This is a genomic window from Saccharopolyspora dendranthemae (assembly GCF_007829955.1).
Lineage (GTDB): Bacteria > Actinomycetota > Actinomycetes > Mycobacteriales > Pseudonocardiaceae > Saccharopolyspora > Saccharopolyspora dendranthemae.
Window position 1 is genome coordinate 534808 of record NZ_VIWX01000004.1, and the last position, 15162, is coordinate 549969.

At 70.6% G+C, this 15162-nt stretch carries 14 protein-coding genes; 8 read left to right on the forward strand and 6 right to left on the reverse strand.

Annotation, left to right across the window (positions count from 1 at the left end; translation table 11 throughout):
* Nucleotides 1-9 precede the first annotated feature (9 nt).
* Genes FHU35_RS20700 through FHU35_RS20710 form a run of 3 tightly spaced genes read left to right on the forward strand, consistent with a single transcriptional unit; the run spans nt 10 to nt 2506 of the window.
* Complete coding sequence (locus FHU35_RS20700; RefSeq protein ID WP_222429441.1) at nt 10-909, forward strand: glutamate ABC transporter substrate-binding protein; 900 nt, start codon at nt 10-12, stop codon at nt 907-909.
* Nucleotides 910-968: 59 nt separating this feature from the next.
* Nucleotides 969-1628: an amino acid ABC transporter permease gene (locus FHU35_RS20705; protein ID WP_246110451.1), complete on the forward strand. Its 660-nt coding sequence runs from the start codon at nt 969-971 to the stop codon at nt 1626-1628.
* On the forward strand, nt 1625-2506 hold the full coding sequence (locus FHU35_RS20710) for an amino acid ABC transporter permease (protein ID WP_145742248.1): 882 nt from the start codon (nt 1625-1627) through the stop codon (nt 2504-2506). The genes FHU35_RS20705 and FHU35_RS20710 overlap by 4 nt, the downstream gene beginning before the upstream one ends.
* Nucleotides 2507-2555: 49 nt before the next feature.
* Here the strand turns inward: FHU35_RS20710 and FHU35_RS20715 are convergent, their stop codons facing one another.
* The gene (locus FHU35_RS20715; RefSeq protein WP_186459526.1) at nt 2556-3149 is read right to left on the reverse strand and encodes a transporter substrate-binding domain-containing protein; all 594 of its coding nucleotides are present in this window, start codon (nt 3147-3149) and stop codon (nt 2556-2558) included.
* Between the two features lie 179 nt (nt 3150-3328).
* Here FHU35_RS20715 and edd point away from each other — a divergent pair, with 179 nt between their 5' ends.
* The gene (gene edd, locus FHU35_RS20720; protein WP_145742252.1) at nt 3329-5173 is read left to right on the forward strand and encodes a phosphogluconate dehydratase; all 1845 of its coding nucleotides are present in this window, start codon (nt 3329-3331) and stop codon (nt 5171-5173) included.
* 41 nt (nt 5174-5214) lie between these two features.
* Nucleotides 5215-5838, forward strand: a complete 624-nt coding sequence (eda, locus tag FHU35_RS20725) for a bifunctional 4-hydroxy-2-oxoglutarate aldolase/2-dehydro-3-deoxy-phosphogluconate aldolase (RefSeq protein WP_145742254.1) — start codon at nt 5215-5217, stop codon at nt 5836-5838.
* A gap of 39 nt (nt 5839-5877) precedes the next feature.
* Here the strand turns inward: eda and FHU35_RS20730 are convergent, their stop codons facing one another.
* From FHU35_RS20730 to recA, 4 genes are all read right to left on the reverse strand, one after another.
* Entirely contained in the window at nt 5878-6534 is a 657-nt protein-coding gene (locus FHU35_RS20730) for an HAD family hydrolase (protein ID WP_145742256.1), read from the reverse strand.
* Between the two features lie 55 nt (nt 6535-6589).
* Complete coding sequence (locus FHU35_RS20735; protein WP_145742258.1) at nt 6590-7324, reverse strand: hypothetical protein; 735 nt, start codon at nt 7322-7324, stop codon at nt 6590-6592.
* 139 nt (nt 7325-7463) lie between these two features.
* Nucleotides 7464-8066 carry a regulatory protein RecX gene (locus tag FHU35_RS20740; RefSeq protein WP_145742260.1) on the reverse strand — a complete coding sequence of 201 codons (603 nt, stop codon included), beginning with the start codon at nt 8064-8066 and terminating at the stop codon, nt 7464-7466.
* 16 nt (nt 8067-8082) lie between these two features.
* Nucleotides 8083-9135: a recombinase RecA gene (gene recA, locus FHU35_RS20745; protein ID WP_145742262.1), complete on the reverse strand. Its 1053-nt coding sequence runs from the start codon at nt 9133-9135 to the stop codon at nt 8083-8085.
* 271 nt (nt 9136-9406) lie between these two features.
* Between recA and FHU35_RS20750 the strand changes: the two genes are divergently transcribed.
* On the forward strand, nt 9407-10129 hold the full coding sequence (locus tag FHU35_RS20750) for a DUF4383 domain-containing protein (protein WP_145742264.1): 723 nt from the start codon (nt 9407-9409) through the stop codon (nt 10127-10129).
* 21 nt (nt 10130-10150) lie between these two features.
* Here FHU35_RS20750 and FHU35_RS20755 read toward each other — a convergent pair whose 3' ends face one another.
* Nucleotides 10151-10345, reverse strand: a complete 195-nt coding sequence (locus tag FHU35_RS20755; protein WP_145742266.1) for a DUF3046 domain-containing protein — start codon at nt 10343-10345, stop codon at nt 10151-10153.
* 37 nt (nt 10346-10382) lie between these two features.
* On the opposite strand from FHU35_RS20755, the gene FHU35_RS30210 reads away from it, so the two are divergent.
* Both FHU35_RS30210 and FHU35_RS20760 read left to right on the forward strand, forming a co-directional pair.
* Complete coding sequence (locus FHU35_RS30210; RefSeq protein ID WP_281290252.1) at nt 10383-10505, forward strand: hypothetical protein; 123 nt, start codon at nt 10383-10385, stop codon at nt 10503-10505.
* A gap of 91 nt (nt 10506-10596) precedes the next feature.
* Nucleotides 10597-15162, forward strand: coding sequence for an ATP-dependent helicase (locus FHU35_RS20760; protein ID WP_145742267.1), 4566 nt, complete (start codon nt 10597-10599; stop codon nt 15160-15162).

Below are 15162 nucleotides of genomic sequence, written 5' to 3' on the forward strand. Positions count from 1 at the left end.
CACAAGCAGATGCGAGGCAATAGATTCCGCCTGGTCACGGTGCTGACGGCATCGCTGGCACTGGCGTTGTCCGCCTGCGGCGGGGGCGGCGAGAACCAGCTGGCCGGTGGCGCCCCGGAGATCCCGGTCGACCAGAACGCGCAGTTCGAACCCGGCACGACGATGGCCAACCTCAAGCAGGCAGGCACGATCCGGATCGGCACCAAGATCGATCAGCCGCTGTTCGGCCTCAACGGTCTCGACGGCAAGCCGCAGGGCTTCGACGTCGAGATGGCCAAGCTGGTCGCGGCGAAGCTGGGCATCCCCGCGGACAAGATCCAGTGGGTCGAGGCTCCCAGCAAGACGCGCGAGGAGATCATCGAGCAGGATCGCGTCGACATGGTCGTGGCGACCTACACGATCAACGACTCGCGCAAGCAGCGGATCAGCTTCGCCGGGCCGTACTACACGGCCGGCCAGGACATCATGGTCAAGAGCGACAACTCCCAGATCACCGGTCCGGAGGCGCTGCGTCCGACCGGCGCGAAGGTCTGCTCGGTGACGGGCTCGACCCCGGCCGAGAAGATCAAGGAGTACGTCGACGAGCAGAACCTGGTGCTCTTCGACGTCTACTCCAAGTGCGCCGACGCGCTGCGCACCGGCCAGGTCCAAGCGGTGACCACGGACAACGTGATCCTGATGGGTCTGGTCGAGCAGAGCGGCGGCCAGTTCAAGCTCGTGGAGAAGCCCTTCACCGAGGAGCCCTACGGCATGGGCATCAAGAAGGGCGACACGAAGTTCTGCGAGTTCATCGACAAGACGCTCACGCAGGCGAGCCAGGACGGCACCTACGCGAAGGCCTGGCAGGCGACCGCGGGCAAGGTGTCCAAGCAGACGCCGAACCTTCCGCAAGCCGACCCCTGCAGCTGACCTGATCGCGGAATGAGGGTGCCGTCCGCTCCGGTCGGCACCCTCATCTCTTGGCCGGAGTGGAACCTGTGCAAGTCCTCATCGACAACCTGCCGCTCTACCTGAGCGGCCTAGTCCGCACGCTGGAGATCTGCCTGCTGGCGGGCCTGATCGCGCTGGTCCTCGGGACCGTCGCGGCGGGATTCCGGGTGTCCCCGCTGCCTCCGCTGCGCGGCGCCGGGACCAGCTGGGTCAACGTGCTGCGCAACTGCCCGCTGACCGTGGTGCTGTTCTTCATGGCCTTCGGCCTGCCGGAACTCGGCGTCAACGGCTCCTACTTCTGGTTCGGCACCATCGGTCTCGCGCTCTACACCTCGGCCTTCGTGTGCGAAGCGATCCGAAGCGGCGTCAACGCCGTTCCGGCAGGTCAGGCCGAGGCCGCTCGTGCGGTGGGACTGACCTTCGGCCAGTCGCTGTCGCTGGTCGTGCTCCCGCAGGCGGTGCGCACGGTGGTCCCGCCGCTGGGCAACGTGATCATCGCGATGATCAAGAACTCGGCGCTGGTGGGTGCGTTCGGCGTCGGCGGGGACCTGTTCTCCGTCGGCGACACGCTGACCTCGGCGCGCGGGCTGTCCGCGCTCCCGGTCCTGATCGGCGTGGTGCTCGGCTACCTGGTGATCACCATCCCGGCCGGTCTGCTGCTGAGTTACCTGGAGCGGAAGGTGGCGATCGCGCGATGACCAACGCGGTTCTCTACGAAACCCCGGGCCCGCAGGCGAAGCGGCGTTCGCTGGTCGCCAGTGCCACCGTCGGCTTGCTGCTGCTCGCGCTCGTCGGCTGGATCGTCTACACCTTGGGCACGCAGGGGCAGCTGACCGCCGAGAAGTGGGGCCCGCTGCTGGATCCGACCAACGGCACGTTCACCGCGCTGTGGGGCCTGATGGGCACCGGTCTGCTGGGGACGCTCACCGCAGCCGCGCTGGCGATGGTGTTCTCGATGGTCATCGGCACCCTGCTGGCGATCACCCGGGTCGTGAGCGCGCCGTGGTACCGGTGGCTCGTGGTCGGCGTGGTCGAGCTGCTGCGCGGCGTCCCGGTCGTGATCATGGTGTTCTTCGCCTTCCGGGTGCTGCCCTCGCTCGGCCTGGACCTCTCGCCGATGTGGTTCCTGGTGATCGGCCTGACCGCGTACAACTCGGTGATCATCGCCGAGATCGTGCGCGCCGGGATCCTCGCGTTGCCCCAGGGCCAGAGCGAAGCCGCCTACGCCATCGGCCTGCGCCGAGGCCAGGTGCTGAGCCAGGTGCTGCTGCCGCAGGCGTTCCGGGCGATGCTGCCCGCTCTGATCAGCCAGCTCGTGGTGATCGTCAAGGACACCTCGCTGGGCTTCATCGTCGCCTACGTCGACGTGGTCCGCGAAGCCCAGGTGATCATCCAGAACCTCAACAACCCGATCCAGACCTACATCGTGGTCGGCGCGATCTTCATCCTCATCAACTACCTGCTGAGCAGGCTGGCGACCTTCACCGAACGTCGCCTCAGCCAGGGCCGCAAGGGCAAGCTCGGCACGGTCGCCCTCCAGGACACCGGCGAAGCCCGGGACACCGCCCGGCTCTGACCAGATCCGCAAAACGGGGTGCTTCCACGCGGAGGCACCCCGTTTTGCGTCACGGGTGGGCCGAGATTCCTTGGGGAGTCAGGTTCTGGTCGGCGATGCGTTGCCAGGTGCCATCGGCGACGGCTTCCTGGAGCATTCCCCGGAGCTCTTCGGCTAGCTCGGGGTCGTCGGCCTTGATGACGAGGTTCCGCTCGGTGTCGGTGACCGCGTACGGGATCGCGGTGAGCTGCGGGACGTCGGAGGGACCGCCGAGCAGGACGTCGACGTTGCCCGCGCCGACCGCGTCGCGCAGCAGCGTCGGGGGCAGTCGGCGGAACTGCACCTGGGTGCTGGGGTCGAGACCGATGCGACGAGCGATGTCGCGGGCGACGTCGACGTCGAAGCCCCGATATCCGCCCGCAGGATCCCGCGTGATGAATTTCGGCTGGTCGGCGCGCACACCGACCAGCAACCGCTTCCGCTGCTTGATCGCGGTCAGCGTCGGTGAGCTGCCCAGTTCCACGTCGCTTCCCGCCGAGGAGTTCGGCGGCGCGACCGGGACCTCGGGAGCGGGCGGAGGTGGTGGCGGCGCGGCGGGTTCGACTTGCCCGCATCCGGTCAGGACGACGGCCAGTGCCGCGACTGCGAGCAGGCGAATCCTCACAACCACTCCTTCAGCATCGGGGCGAGGGATCCATGATCGCGCACGTCCGGATCTCGGCGGGAACGGCTTCCGCTCAACTGGATCGATTGTGAAATCCAGGCCACACCCGCTAGTGTGACCCGCGCCATGTGGCGCCAGCGTTGTCGCCCGTTTGTCCAGCTGAACAATCGGAGGCGATCATGGCGCCAGTGCACGCCGTCGTCGACCAGGTCACCCGCCGCATCGCGGAGCGCAGCGCGCAGACCCGCTCGGCCTACCTCGAACGCATCAACGCCGCGGCTGCGGAAGGCCCGGTCCGGGCCGAGCTGCCCTGCAGCAACCTCGCGCACGGCTTCGCGGCCTGCAGCGGCTCCGACCGGCTCGCGGTGCGCGGTGTCCGCAAGCCCGGGGTGGCGATCGTGTCGGCCTACAACGACATGCTCTCCGCGCACCAGCCCTACGCCGAGTTCCCCGCGTGGCTGAAGGATTCGGTGCGCGACGCGGGCGGTGTCGCGCAATTCGCCGGCGGCGTGCCCGCGATGTGCGACGGGATCACGCAGGGACGCACCGGCATGGAGCTGTCGCTGTTCTCCCGCGAGGTGATCGCGATGGCCACCGGCGTGGCGCTGTCCCACGAGATGTTCGACGGGGCGCTGCTTCTCGGCGTGTGCGACAAGATCGTGCCCGGTCTGCTGATCGGCGCGCTGTCGTTCGGACACCTGCCGACCCTGCTGGTGCCGGCGGGCCCCATGCCCTCCGGTCTCCCCAACCGCGAGAAGAGCCGGATCCGGCAGCTGTTCGCCGAGGGCAAGGCGACTCGGGAGGACCTGCTGGAGGCCGAGTCCGCCTCCTACCACTCCCCCGGCACCTGCACGTTCTACGGCACCGCCAACTCCAACCAGCTGGTCGTCGAGGTCATGGGCCTGCACCTGCCCGGATCCAGCTTCGTCCCGCCGGGAACCCCGCTGCGCCAGGCGCTCACCGAGGAGGCCGGCAGGCAGGTGGTGCGGCTCGGGCAGGGCGACGAGCGCGCGCCGATCGGCGAGCTGCTCGACGAGAAGGCGATCGTCAACGGCGTGGTCGCGCTGCTGGCCACCGGCGGATCGACCAACCACACGCTGCACCTGCCCGCCATCGCGGCCGCCGCGGGCATCGAGCTGACCTGGGACGACTTCTCGGAGCTGTCCGCGGTCGTGCCGTCGCTGGCGAAGGTCTACCCGAACGGCTCGGCCGACATCAACCACTTCGCCGCCGCCGGTGGCGTGCAGACGCTGGTCGGCGAGCTGCTGGACGCGGGGCTGCTGCACGCCGACGTCCAGACCGTCGCCGGACCCGGCCTGGACCGCTACCGGCAGCAGCCGTTCCTCGACGACGGCGAGCTGGTGTGGCGGGACGCTCCGGCGAAGAGCCTGGACGACGACGTGCTGCGCGGGGTCGACGACCCGTTCGCGCCGGACGGCGGACTGCGAGTGCTGGAGGGCAACCTCGGGCGAGCGGTGATCAAGGTGTCGGCGGTGGCAGCCGAGCACCGCACCGTCACCGCGTCGGCGCGGGTCTTCGACGACCAGCACGCCTTCACGGCCGCTTTCGCCGCCGGCGAGATCGATCACGACGTCGTGGTCGTGATCCGCAACCAAGGTCCGCAGGCCAACGGCATGCCCGAGCTGCACGGGCTCACCCCGGCGCTGGGCGTGCTGATGGATCGCGGCCACCAGGTCGCGCTGGTCACCGACGGCCGGATGTCCGGTGCCTCCGGCAAGATCCCGGCCGCGATCCAGCTCACCCCGGAAGCCACTGCGGGCGGGCCGCTCTCGCGGATCCAGGACGGTGACGTCGTGCGCCTCGACGCCGATCGGGAAACCCTGGAAGCGCTCGTGCCCGACGATGAGCTCGCCTCGCGCGTGCCCGCCGACGGGGCCGACCCGGCGCCGTTCGGCACCGGGCGCGAACTGTTCGCCGCGTTCCGCCAGGCCGTCGGCCGCGCCGACCAGGGCGCGAGCGTGTTCGGGCAACCGCAGCCCCGCACCAGCCAGGTGCGAGCATGACCAGCGGCGGGACGACCGCACCGAAGCGAGGGGAAGAGCAGATGAACACCGCAGCCGACGTTTTCGACCTGGCGCCCGTGGTTCCCGTGGTAGCCCTGGACGACGTCGAGCACGCCGTCCCGCTGGCCGAAGCGCTGCTGCGCGGCGGGCTCCGGACCATCGAGGTCACCCTGCGCACCCCGGCCGGTCTCCCCGCGATCGAGCGGATCGCTGCCGAGGTTCCCGACATGGTCGCGGGAGCGGGCACGATCACCGAGGTCGGCCAGGCGAAGCAGGCGGCCGACGCCGGTGCCCGCTACCTGGTCACGCCCGGCACGACGGACCGGCTGCTGGACGACCTGGACTCCTCTGGCGTTCCGTACCTGGCGGGCGCGGGAACCGCGTCCGAGGCGATGCGGCTGGCCGAGCGCGGTGCGAGCGCGATGAAGTTCTTCCCCGCCGAGGCCAGCGGTGGAGTGCCGTTCCTCAAGGGGATCGCCGGACCGCTGCCGCACCTGCGGTTCTGCCCGACGGGCGGGATCAGCCCGGCGAACGCGCCGGACTACCTGGCGCTGCCCAACGTCGGTTGCGTCGGCGGCTCCTGGCTCGCGCCGAAGAACCTGCTGACCGCGGGCGAGTGGACGAAGATCGAGCAGCTGGCCGCCGAGGCCGCCGCGCTGCGCTGAGGTCGCGGGGCGCCCGCTCGCACGCGGGCGCCCCGGGCCTCAGGCCGCGAGGAGCTTGAGCGCCTCCGGGAGCGAGTCCGCCACCGGGTAGCCGGACTTCTCCAGCTTCGGGCGGTCCATCACTCCGGTGGTGACCAGAACGCAGTGCGCGCCTGCCTGTTCGGCGGCGTGGGCGTCGTCGAGGACGTCACCGATGAGCACCACCTCGGCCGGATCGAGCTCCTGCGCTTCGAGGTGCGCTCGCAGGTGCACGTCCTTGGAGCCTCCGCCCACCGAGCTGCGCAGCCCGTCCATCCGGTCGAAGAGAGCGTGCAGGCCGCGAGCCGTGACCAGGTCGACGAGCTCGTCGTGGAACCACATCGACAGCAGCGACTGGGTTCCGCCCGTCGCCGCCCAGTCCTGCAGCACGTGCGGCACACCGTCGGTCATGCCGCAGGAATCCAGCAGCTCCCGGTAGGCGACGTGGTACAGCTCGTCGACCCGGGACCAGTCGTCCTCGGTGATCTCGCGCCGCAGGAGGCGTTCGTAGCAGGCGCGCAGCGGGCGGCTGAAGATCGCGCGCCACTCGTCGATGTCGATGGGATCGCGGTCGAAGTGGGTGCACACGGTGTTCACCGCCGAGACCACCGCGTGGTTGTCATCGAGAAGCGTTCCGTTCCAGTCCCACACGATGTGCCGCAGGCTCGACGTCGTCATGACCACGGACCCTACGACGAACCACCGACATTCTGGTACCCACGTCCGAGAAAAATCAGACCTGGCCGACGAAGTAGGCGGTCTCCTCGGCGCTGAAGGTCGGCTGAACGCTGACCTGGAGCTCGCCCGGTTCGGCGTCGATCTCGAAAACCATGGTGTAGCGCACTTCTCCGCCCGGGGGCAGCTGCTCGACCGGGATCGGATCGCCCGCGCCGAAGTGCTGCTGCGCCACGTGGCCGTGGTGCGTGACGGTGATCGTCGTGGTGACGGCGTTGTAGGAGTCCTGGCCGCCGTTGCGGACGGCGACCTGGAACTGCACGTGCCGCTTGCCCGCGGGAGGACGCGAGAACTCGCTGACCTCCACGTAGGGAGCGGGCGGGAGGACCGAGATCGCGCGGCCGTCCGGCCAGGTGTGCCGATCACCGAACCCCAGGCGGAGGACGGGCGCGGGTGCGGCGTCCTCCGCTGGTCGCGCCGGGTTCTCGCCGGCGAGAACCCGGTTCAGCTCGGCGACCATCGCGCCCTGGAGCACCACCGTGGCCACGACCGCCAGAACGCACAGCACGGAACCGGTTCCGGCCAGCGCCTTCCTGCTGCCGAACAGCGCGATGATCCCCAGCACGAGTCCGACGAGCGCGGCGACCGCGGTCGCGTTGTTCAAGATCGGCACGATCGAACCGCAGAGCCCGATGATCCCGAGGATCAACGCCGCCCACGCCAGCTTGCCGAATCTCGGTTTCGGCTGCGGCAGGTACGGATTCTGCGTCTGCGTGCGCGCGGATTGGCTCACAGCGTCCCCCAGGTCCGTGGAGCGCGACCGGCGTCGGTCGTGCCGGTCCATGCGACGCGCAGGAGCTTAGGGACGCCGACCGGTTCAGCTCGCGGAGTTCACCCGGGTTCACCCCAACGGCCCAGAAACCGTTGAGGTCTCAAGAGAAATCGAAGTCCGAGCCCGACGAGCCGTCCCCGGCGTGGTCGATCTCCTCCTTGACGATGCGGAAGGCGAGGCCCTCGGAGTAGCCCTTGCGGGCGAGCATGCCGACCAGGCGGCGCATCTTCGCGTTGCGGTCGAGGGAGTTCATGCTGCGCAACTTGCGCTGCACCAGTTCACGAGCGCGCTCGGCCTCGGCATCGCTGTCCACGTTGGACAGAGCGGACTCGACCAGGTGCTCATCGATGCCCTTGCGGCGAAGCTCGAAGCCCAGCGCCTTGCGGCCGAGGCCCTGCGAGCGCTGGCGCTGGTTGACCCATTCCTCGGCGAACGAGGCGTCGTCGACGAGACCCGCATCGACGAACTTCTGCAGCACGCCGTCGGCGACGTCCTCGTCGATCTCCTTGCGCAGCAATGCCTGTCGCAGTTCGAGCCGGCTGCGGGCGCGACTCGCCAGCAGCCGGTACACCACGTCACGGGCCTGCGCAGCCGGGTCTTCGGGCTTGCGAGGCGGCTTTTTCTCCGCCGCCTCGCCCTCCCCGGACTCGCTGCCGGGGGCTCGACGACCTCTCCCCCGGCGCGTGGCACCTTCGTCGTTCATCCTGCCCAAGCTCGGATCAGAACTCGACCGGCGCCGGCTCGGCGGCCTTCTCGCCCTCGGTGTCGAGGGTGGCACCGATGCCCAGCTTCTCCTTGATCCGCTTCTCGATCTCGTTGGCCACGTCGGGGTTCTCCCGCATGAACTTGCGGGCGTTCTCCTTGCCCTGGCCCAGCTGGTCGCCCTCGTAGGTGTACCAGGCACCGGACTTGCGGATGATGCCCTGCTCGACACCCATGTCGATCAGCGAGCCCTCGCGGCTGATGCCGACGCCGTAGATGATGTCGAACTCGGCCTGCTTGAACGGCGGCGCGACCTTGTTCTTGACGACCTTCACGCGGGTCCGGTTGCCGACCGCGTCGGAGCCGTCCTTGAGCGTCTCGATCCGGCGCACGTCCAGCCGCACCGAGGAGTAGAACTTCAGCGCCTTACCACCGGTGGTGGTCTCCGGAGAGCCGAACATGACGCCGACCTTCTCGCGGAGCTGGTTGATGAAGATCGCGGTGGTCTTGGCGTTGTAGAGCGCGGAGGTCAGCTTCCGCAGCGCCTGGCTCATCAGGCGGGCCTGCAGACCGACGTGGCTGTCGCCCATCTCGCCCTCGATCTCGGCGCGCGGCACCAGCGCGGCCACCGAGTCGATGACGATGACGTCCAGAGCGCCGGAGCGGATCAGCATGTCCGCGATCTCCAGCGCCTGCTCACCGGTGTCCGGCTGGGAGACCAGCAGCGAGTCGGTGTCCACGCCGATCGCCTTGGCGTACTCCGGGTCCAGCGCGTGCTCGGCGTCGACGAAGGCCGCCGTTCCGCCGAGTTGCTGGGCACCGGCCACGGCGTGCAGGGCGACCGAGGTCTTACCGCTGCTCTCCGGGCCGTAGATCTCCACGATTCGACCGCGCGGCAGACCGCCGATGCCCAGTGCGACGTCCAGCGAGATGGATCCGGTCGGGATGACCTCGACCGGCGGCCGCGACTCCTCGCCGAGCCGCATGACCGATCCCTTGCCGAACTGCTTGTCGATCTGGCTGAGCGCCAGTTCCAGCGCCTTGCCCTTGTCCGGTGTCGCTGCTGCCATCGGGGTCCACCTCGGTGAAGTCTTCGAGTCGGGTCTTCGGGCGACTCTCTGGGACGAGTCGTTCACGTCGTTTCAGACGCTACGGGCTGGGACCGACAATCCGGCTCGCGGGGTTTGCGGGCGATCCCCTTCCCGTTGCGCCCATACTAAGCGAACGGATGTTCGAGCGTCAGCCCGACACGCCGGTCACATCACCTGGACGTGTGACAGTGCGAACCCTTCGCCGCAGGTGGACACTGGAAGCACCTCTCGTTGTCCAGGAGGTGCACGAATGCGGATGGATCGCTACCTCCCACCCGAACACCCGCTGGCCCGGTTCCACCGGATCGCAGCGGCCGTCTTAGGAGCGTGCCTGATGGTCTTCGGCGCGCTCGGGCTCGCCAACCGGGTCCCGCTGTTCACCACCGACGGCGTCGACGTGCTGGGCCTGTCCAGCAACGGCCTGCTCGCCGTGGTGTCGATCGCGGTCGGCGCGATCCTGGTCGGCGCCGCCGCCTGGGGCGGCCCGCTCTCCTCCACCACGACCGCTGTCGTCGGAGGGCTGTTCGTCCTGTCCGGCCTGGCCAACCTGGCGGTGCTCAACACCGCGTGGAACGTCTTCGCCTTCGAGCTGCGGAACGTGGTGTTCAGCCTCATCGCAGGCCTGGTGCTGACGTTCTTCGGCCTCTACGGCCGGGTCAGCGGCGGTCTTCCGGAGGACAACCCCTACGTCCGCTACCGCCACCACCAGCCACCGGTGCACGAGGACCGCAGCGACGTGATCGCCGACGAGAAGCGGATCGCCGAGATCGAGCCGATGTGCGAGGACGAGATGGCGGTCGCGGAGGGACACCCGACCGCGGAGCAGCAGCGGCGGGTCACCGCCGAGCGGTTGCAGAACGTGCAGCAGGAGCGCCGCCGGGCCTACGAGCACTACCGCGAAGCGGGGCGCACCGAGCAGCAGCAGGTCAGCGCCCAGAACCTCTGGGCCGATTTCCAGCAGGACCGCGGCTGAGGCTGACGACCCGCTCGGCGCCTAGCGCCGTTCGGACGGGACGTCGAAGGCCTCGCAGACCGCCGTCCAGACCTCCTTGGTCGTGCAGCCGGCTTCGAGCGCCTGGTCGACGGTCCGTCCGCCCAGCGACGAGAACACGTGGTCCTGGGCGAGCATCTCGGACCGCACGCGACCGAACTCCTCGGCCATGCGTCGGCGGAAAGCGGTGTGGCGCATCGTCGCCCACCCTACGTGTGACCAGTACGCTGGTGGTGTGCTGCTCCTGCAGGCCGATCCGACCGGCATGTCCACACCGCTCGGCCAAGTGGTGATCGCCGCGACCCTCTTGGTCGTGATCGTGCTGGCCATCCGCTTCCTCTGGCAGAACCGCCGCTGACCGTCGTCGAGGAATCGCGCCGCCCCGCGGTGTCGGCTGACAGGCACCGTCACCAGCGCCGTTCGTCGGTGGCGTGGTCCAGCATGGAGGCATGAGCGACGTGCTGGACGGCTTCACCGAGGCGACCCGCGACTGGTTCCGCGGCGCCTTCGCCGCGCCCACCGAGGCGCAGCGGGGCGCGTGGGAGGCCATCGCCGCGGGTGAGCACGCCCTGGTGGTGGCGCCGACCGGCTCCGGCAAGACGCTCGCGGCCTTCCTGTCCGCGTTGGACCGCTTGGCAGCCGAGCCCGTGCCACCGGATCCGAAGAAGCGCTGCCGGGTGCTCTACGTGTCACCGATGAAGGCCCTGGCCGTCGACGTGGAGCGCAACCTGCGCGCCCCGCTGGCCGGGATCCGGCAGGCGACCCAGCGGCTGGGCGGCGAACCACCGGACGTCCAGGTCGGCATCCGGACCGGAGACACCCCCGCCGACCAGCGACGATCGTTCGCCCGCAAGCCCCCGGACGTCCTCGTCACCACGCCGGAGTCACTGTTCCTGCTGCTCACCTCGGCAGCGCGCGAATCCCTCGCCGGGGTGGAGACGGTGATCGTCGACGAGGTGCACGCAGTCGCGGGCACCAAGCGCGGCGCGCACCTCGCTCTGTCGCTGGAACGCCTCGACGAGCTCCTGGCGCGCCCGGCGCAGCGGGTCGGGCTGTCGGCGACGGTGCGACCGGTCGAGGAGGTGCGGACCTACCTGGCCGGCGGCAGACCCGTGCGCACGGTGCAACCCGCCCACCCGAAGGAGGTCGAGGTCCGGGTGGAGGTGCCGGTGCCGGACATGACCGAGCTCGGCGCTTCCACCGACGACCCCGGCGACCAGGCGGCGCAGCAGCACACCTCGATCTGGCCCTCGGTCCAGGAACGCGTTCTGGAACTGATCCGGCAGCACCGCTCGACGATCGTGTTCAGCAACTCGCGGCGGCTGGCGGAGCGGCTCACCTCGGGCATCAACGAGCTGGCCGCCGAGCAACCGGAACCGATGAGCCGCTTCCCCGCTGAAGCCGTGGGCGGATCCGGGATCGGTTCGGGAGCGCCGCCCGCGGTGGCCAAAGCGCACCACGGCTCGATGTCCAAGGAGCAGCGGGCCGTGGTCGAGGAGGAGCTCAAGTCCGGGAGCCTGCCGTGCGTGGTGGCCACCTCCTCGCTGGAGCTGGGCATCGACATGGGCGCGGTCGACCTGGTGGTGCAGATCGAGACACCGCCCACGGTGGCCTCCGGGTTGCAGCGGATCGGGCGCGGCGGGCACCAGGTCGGGGCGGTCTCCCGCGGCGTCGTCTTCCCGAAGTTCCGGGGCGACCTCGTCGGCTGCGCGGTGGTGTCGGAACGCATGGCCGACGGGCTGATCGAATCGATCGCCTATCCGCGCAACCCGCTGGACGTGCTGGCCCAGCACGTCGTGTCGATGGCGGCGATGGACGACTGGCCGGTGGCCGGGCTCGCTGCGCTGGTGCGCCGCTCCGCCCCCTACGCCGGTCTGCCGGACTCGGCGCTGCACGCGGTGCTGGACATGCTCGCCGGGCGCTATCCCAGCGAGGAGTTCGGCGAGCTGCGCGCGCGGATCGTGTGGGACCGGGTCAACGACGAGCTGCGCGCCCGCCCGGGCGCGCAACGCCTCGCGGTCACCTCCGGCGGCACCATCCCCGACCGCGGCCTGTTCACCGTGACCACGCCCGGAGACGAGGAGGCGGGCCGCGGCGGCGTGCGGGTGGGCGAGCTCGACGAGGAGATGGTCTACGAATCCCGCGTCGGAGACACGTTCCTGCTCGGAACCAGCGCGTGGCGGGTGGAGGACATCACCCACGACCGGGTCATCGTCACCCCTGCGCCGGGCCAGCCGGGCCGGATGCCGTTCTGGAAGGGCGACCAACCCGGCCGCCCGCTGGAGCTCGGCAGGGCGCTCGGCGCCTTCGTCCGCGAGCTCAGCAGCGCTGATACCTCCGCTGCGCAGGAACGCGTCGCGGCCGCCGGGCTGGACGAGTGGGCGAGCGCGAACCTGCTGTCCTACTTGGACGAACAACGCCGAGCCACGCGGCACGTGCCCGACGACCGGACGATCGTGGTCGAGCGCTTCCGCGACGAGCTCGGCGACTGGCGGATGGTGGTGCACTCCCCCTTCGGGGCGCAGGTCAACGGTCCGTGGGCGCTGGCGGTCGGCGCGCGGATCCGGGAGCGACGCGGCATCGAACCGCAGATCGCCTCCTCCGACGACGGCATCGTGCTGCGGCTCGCCGACGCGCTCGACGAGTCCGGGGCCGAGGTGCTGCCGACCGCCGAGGACGTGCTGCTCCCGCCCGCCGAGGTGCAGCAGCTGGTCACCGACGAGGTCGGCGGTTCGGCGCTGTTCGCCGCGCGGTTCCGGGAGTGCGCGGCGCGGGCGCTCCTGCTGCCGCGCCGAGACCCGCGCCGCCGCACGCCGCTGTGGCAGCAGCGGCAGCGATCCGCTCAGCTGCTCGCCGTCGCGGCGCAGTACGAGCAGTTCCCGATCGTGCTGGAAGCCATGCGGGAATGCCTGCAGGACGTCTACGACGTCCCGGGCCTGTCCGAGCTGATGCAGCAGGTCGCGGCCCGCAAGGTGCGGGTGGTCGAGGTCGAGACCCCGAGCCCGTCGCCGTTCGCGCGCAACCTGCTGTTCGGCTACGTCGGGATGTTCCTCTACGAGACCGACGCTCCACTGGCGGAACGGCGTTCCGCCGCGCTGAGCCTGGACTCCACGCTGCTCGCCGAACTGCTCGGTTCGGAGGCCCTGCGCGAACTGCTGGACACCGAGGCCCTCACCGAGATCGAGCAGCAGCTGCAGCGGCTCGACCCCGACCGCCACGTGCGCGACGCCGAAGGCACCGCCGACCTGCTGCGCTTCCTCGGCGATCTGTCCACGACGGAGGCCGAGAAACGCGGCGCACGACCGGAATGGCTGACCGAACTCGCCGAGCAGCGCCGCGTCCTGCAGGTCCGGATCGCCGGCGAGCAGCGGTGGATCCCGATCGAGGACGCCGGGAAGATGCGTGACGCGCTCGGCGTCGCGCTGCCGGTCGGAGTGCCGGAGGCCTTCACCGAGCCGGTCGCCGACCCGCTCGGCGAGCTGCTGATCCGCTACGCCCGCTGCCGCGGCCCGTTCACCGCTGACGCCGCAGCGCAGCGCTTCGGGTTGGGGGTGGCCGTGGTGCACGGCGTGCTGGACCGGCTGACCGGGTCCGGACGGCTGGTGCGCGGCGAGCTGCGCCCGCTGGAGGCCGGTGGCGGAGGTCCGCTGGACTACTGCGACGCCGAGGTCCTGCGCCGGCTGCGGCGGGCTTCGCTGGCCCGGCTGCGCGCCGAGGTCGAACCGGTGGAACCCGCTGCGCTGGGCAGGTTCCTGCCGGTGTGGCACGGCATCGGCGCCCGAGTGCGCACCGCTCCGACCGTCGACGACGTGTACTCGGTCGTCGAGCAGCTGGCCGGGGCGCCGATCCCGGCCAGCGCGTTGGAGTCCCTCGTGCTGCCCTCCCGGATGCCCGGCTACTCCCCCGCGCTGCTCGACGAGCTGACCGCGACCGGCGAGGTGAGCTGGGTCGGGTCGGGCTCCCTCGCCGGCGGTGACGGGTGGATCGCGTTGGCGCCCACCGATGTCGCCGACCTGCTGCTGCCCGACCTCGTCGAGGAACCACCGGACTCACCGCTGCACCGGGCGGTCCTGTCGTCCTTGGAAGGGGGCGCGCAGTTCTTCCGGCAGCTGGCCGACCGGGCGGGCGCGCTGCTGCTCGAACAGGACGAGGAGGCGCCCGCCGACGACGCGATCACCACCGCCCTGTGGGACCTGGTCTGGGCCGGGACGGTCACCAACGACACGCTCGCACCGCTGCGCGCCTTGGTCTCCGGCCGGGGCGCCGCGCACAAACCGCGCCGCAGCGCGCCGCGCGGGCGCTACGCGCGGCTGCGGTCGGGGCGACCGTCGATGCCTCCGCGCAGCGGACCGCCGACCGTCTCGGGGCGCTGGTCACTGGCGCCGCAACCCGCCGCCGAGCCCACACGCCGCGCGCACGCCCGAGCCGAGGCGTTCCTGGAACGGCACGGCGTGCTGACCCGGGGCGCGCTGGACGTCGAGCGGGTGACCGGCGGGTTCTCCGCGGTGTACAAGGTGCTCCGCGCGATGGAGGAGTCCGGGCGCTGCCGCCGCGGGTACGTCGTCGAAGGGCTCGGTGCCGCGCAGTTCGCCATCCCGGGCGCGATCGACAGGCTGCGCGCCCTCTCGGGCGACGACGAGGTGGACACCAATGCCCTGGTGATGGCCGCCGCCGACCCCGCGCAGCCCTACGGTGGCGCGCTGGCCTGGCCGGCGCCGATGGGCGACACCCGGCACCGGCCGGGCAGGAAGGCCGGGGCGCTGGTGGTGCTGGTGGCCGGCGAGGTGGTCTTCTACGTCGAACGCGGCGGCAAGTCGCTGCTGTCGTTCACCGAGGACGAAGCCGCTCTGCGGTCCGCAGCGGACGGGCTGGCCCGAGTGGTGCGCGAGGGCTGGCTGGATCAGCTCGCGGTCGAGCGCGCCGACGGCGAAGGCGCGTGGGGGTCGAAGCTCGCGGAGGTCCTCACGGAAGCGGGATTCCGGGCAACGCCGAAAGGGCTCCGGCTGCGGGCGTGA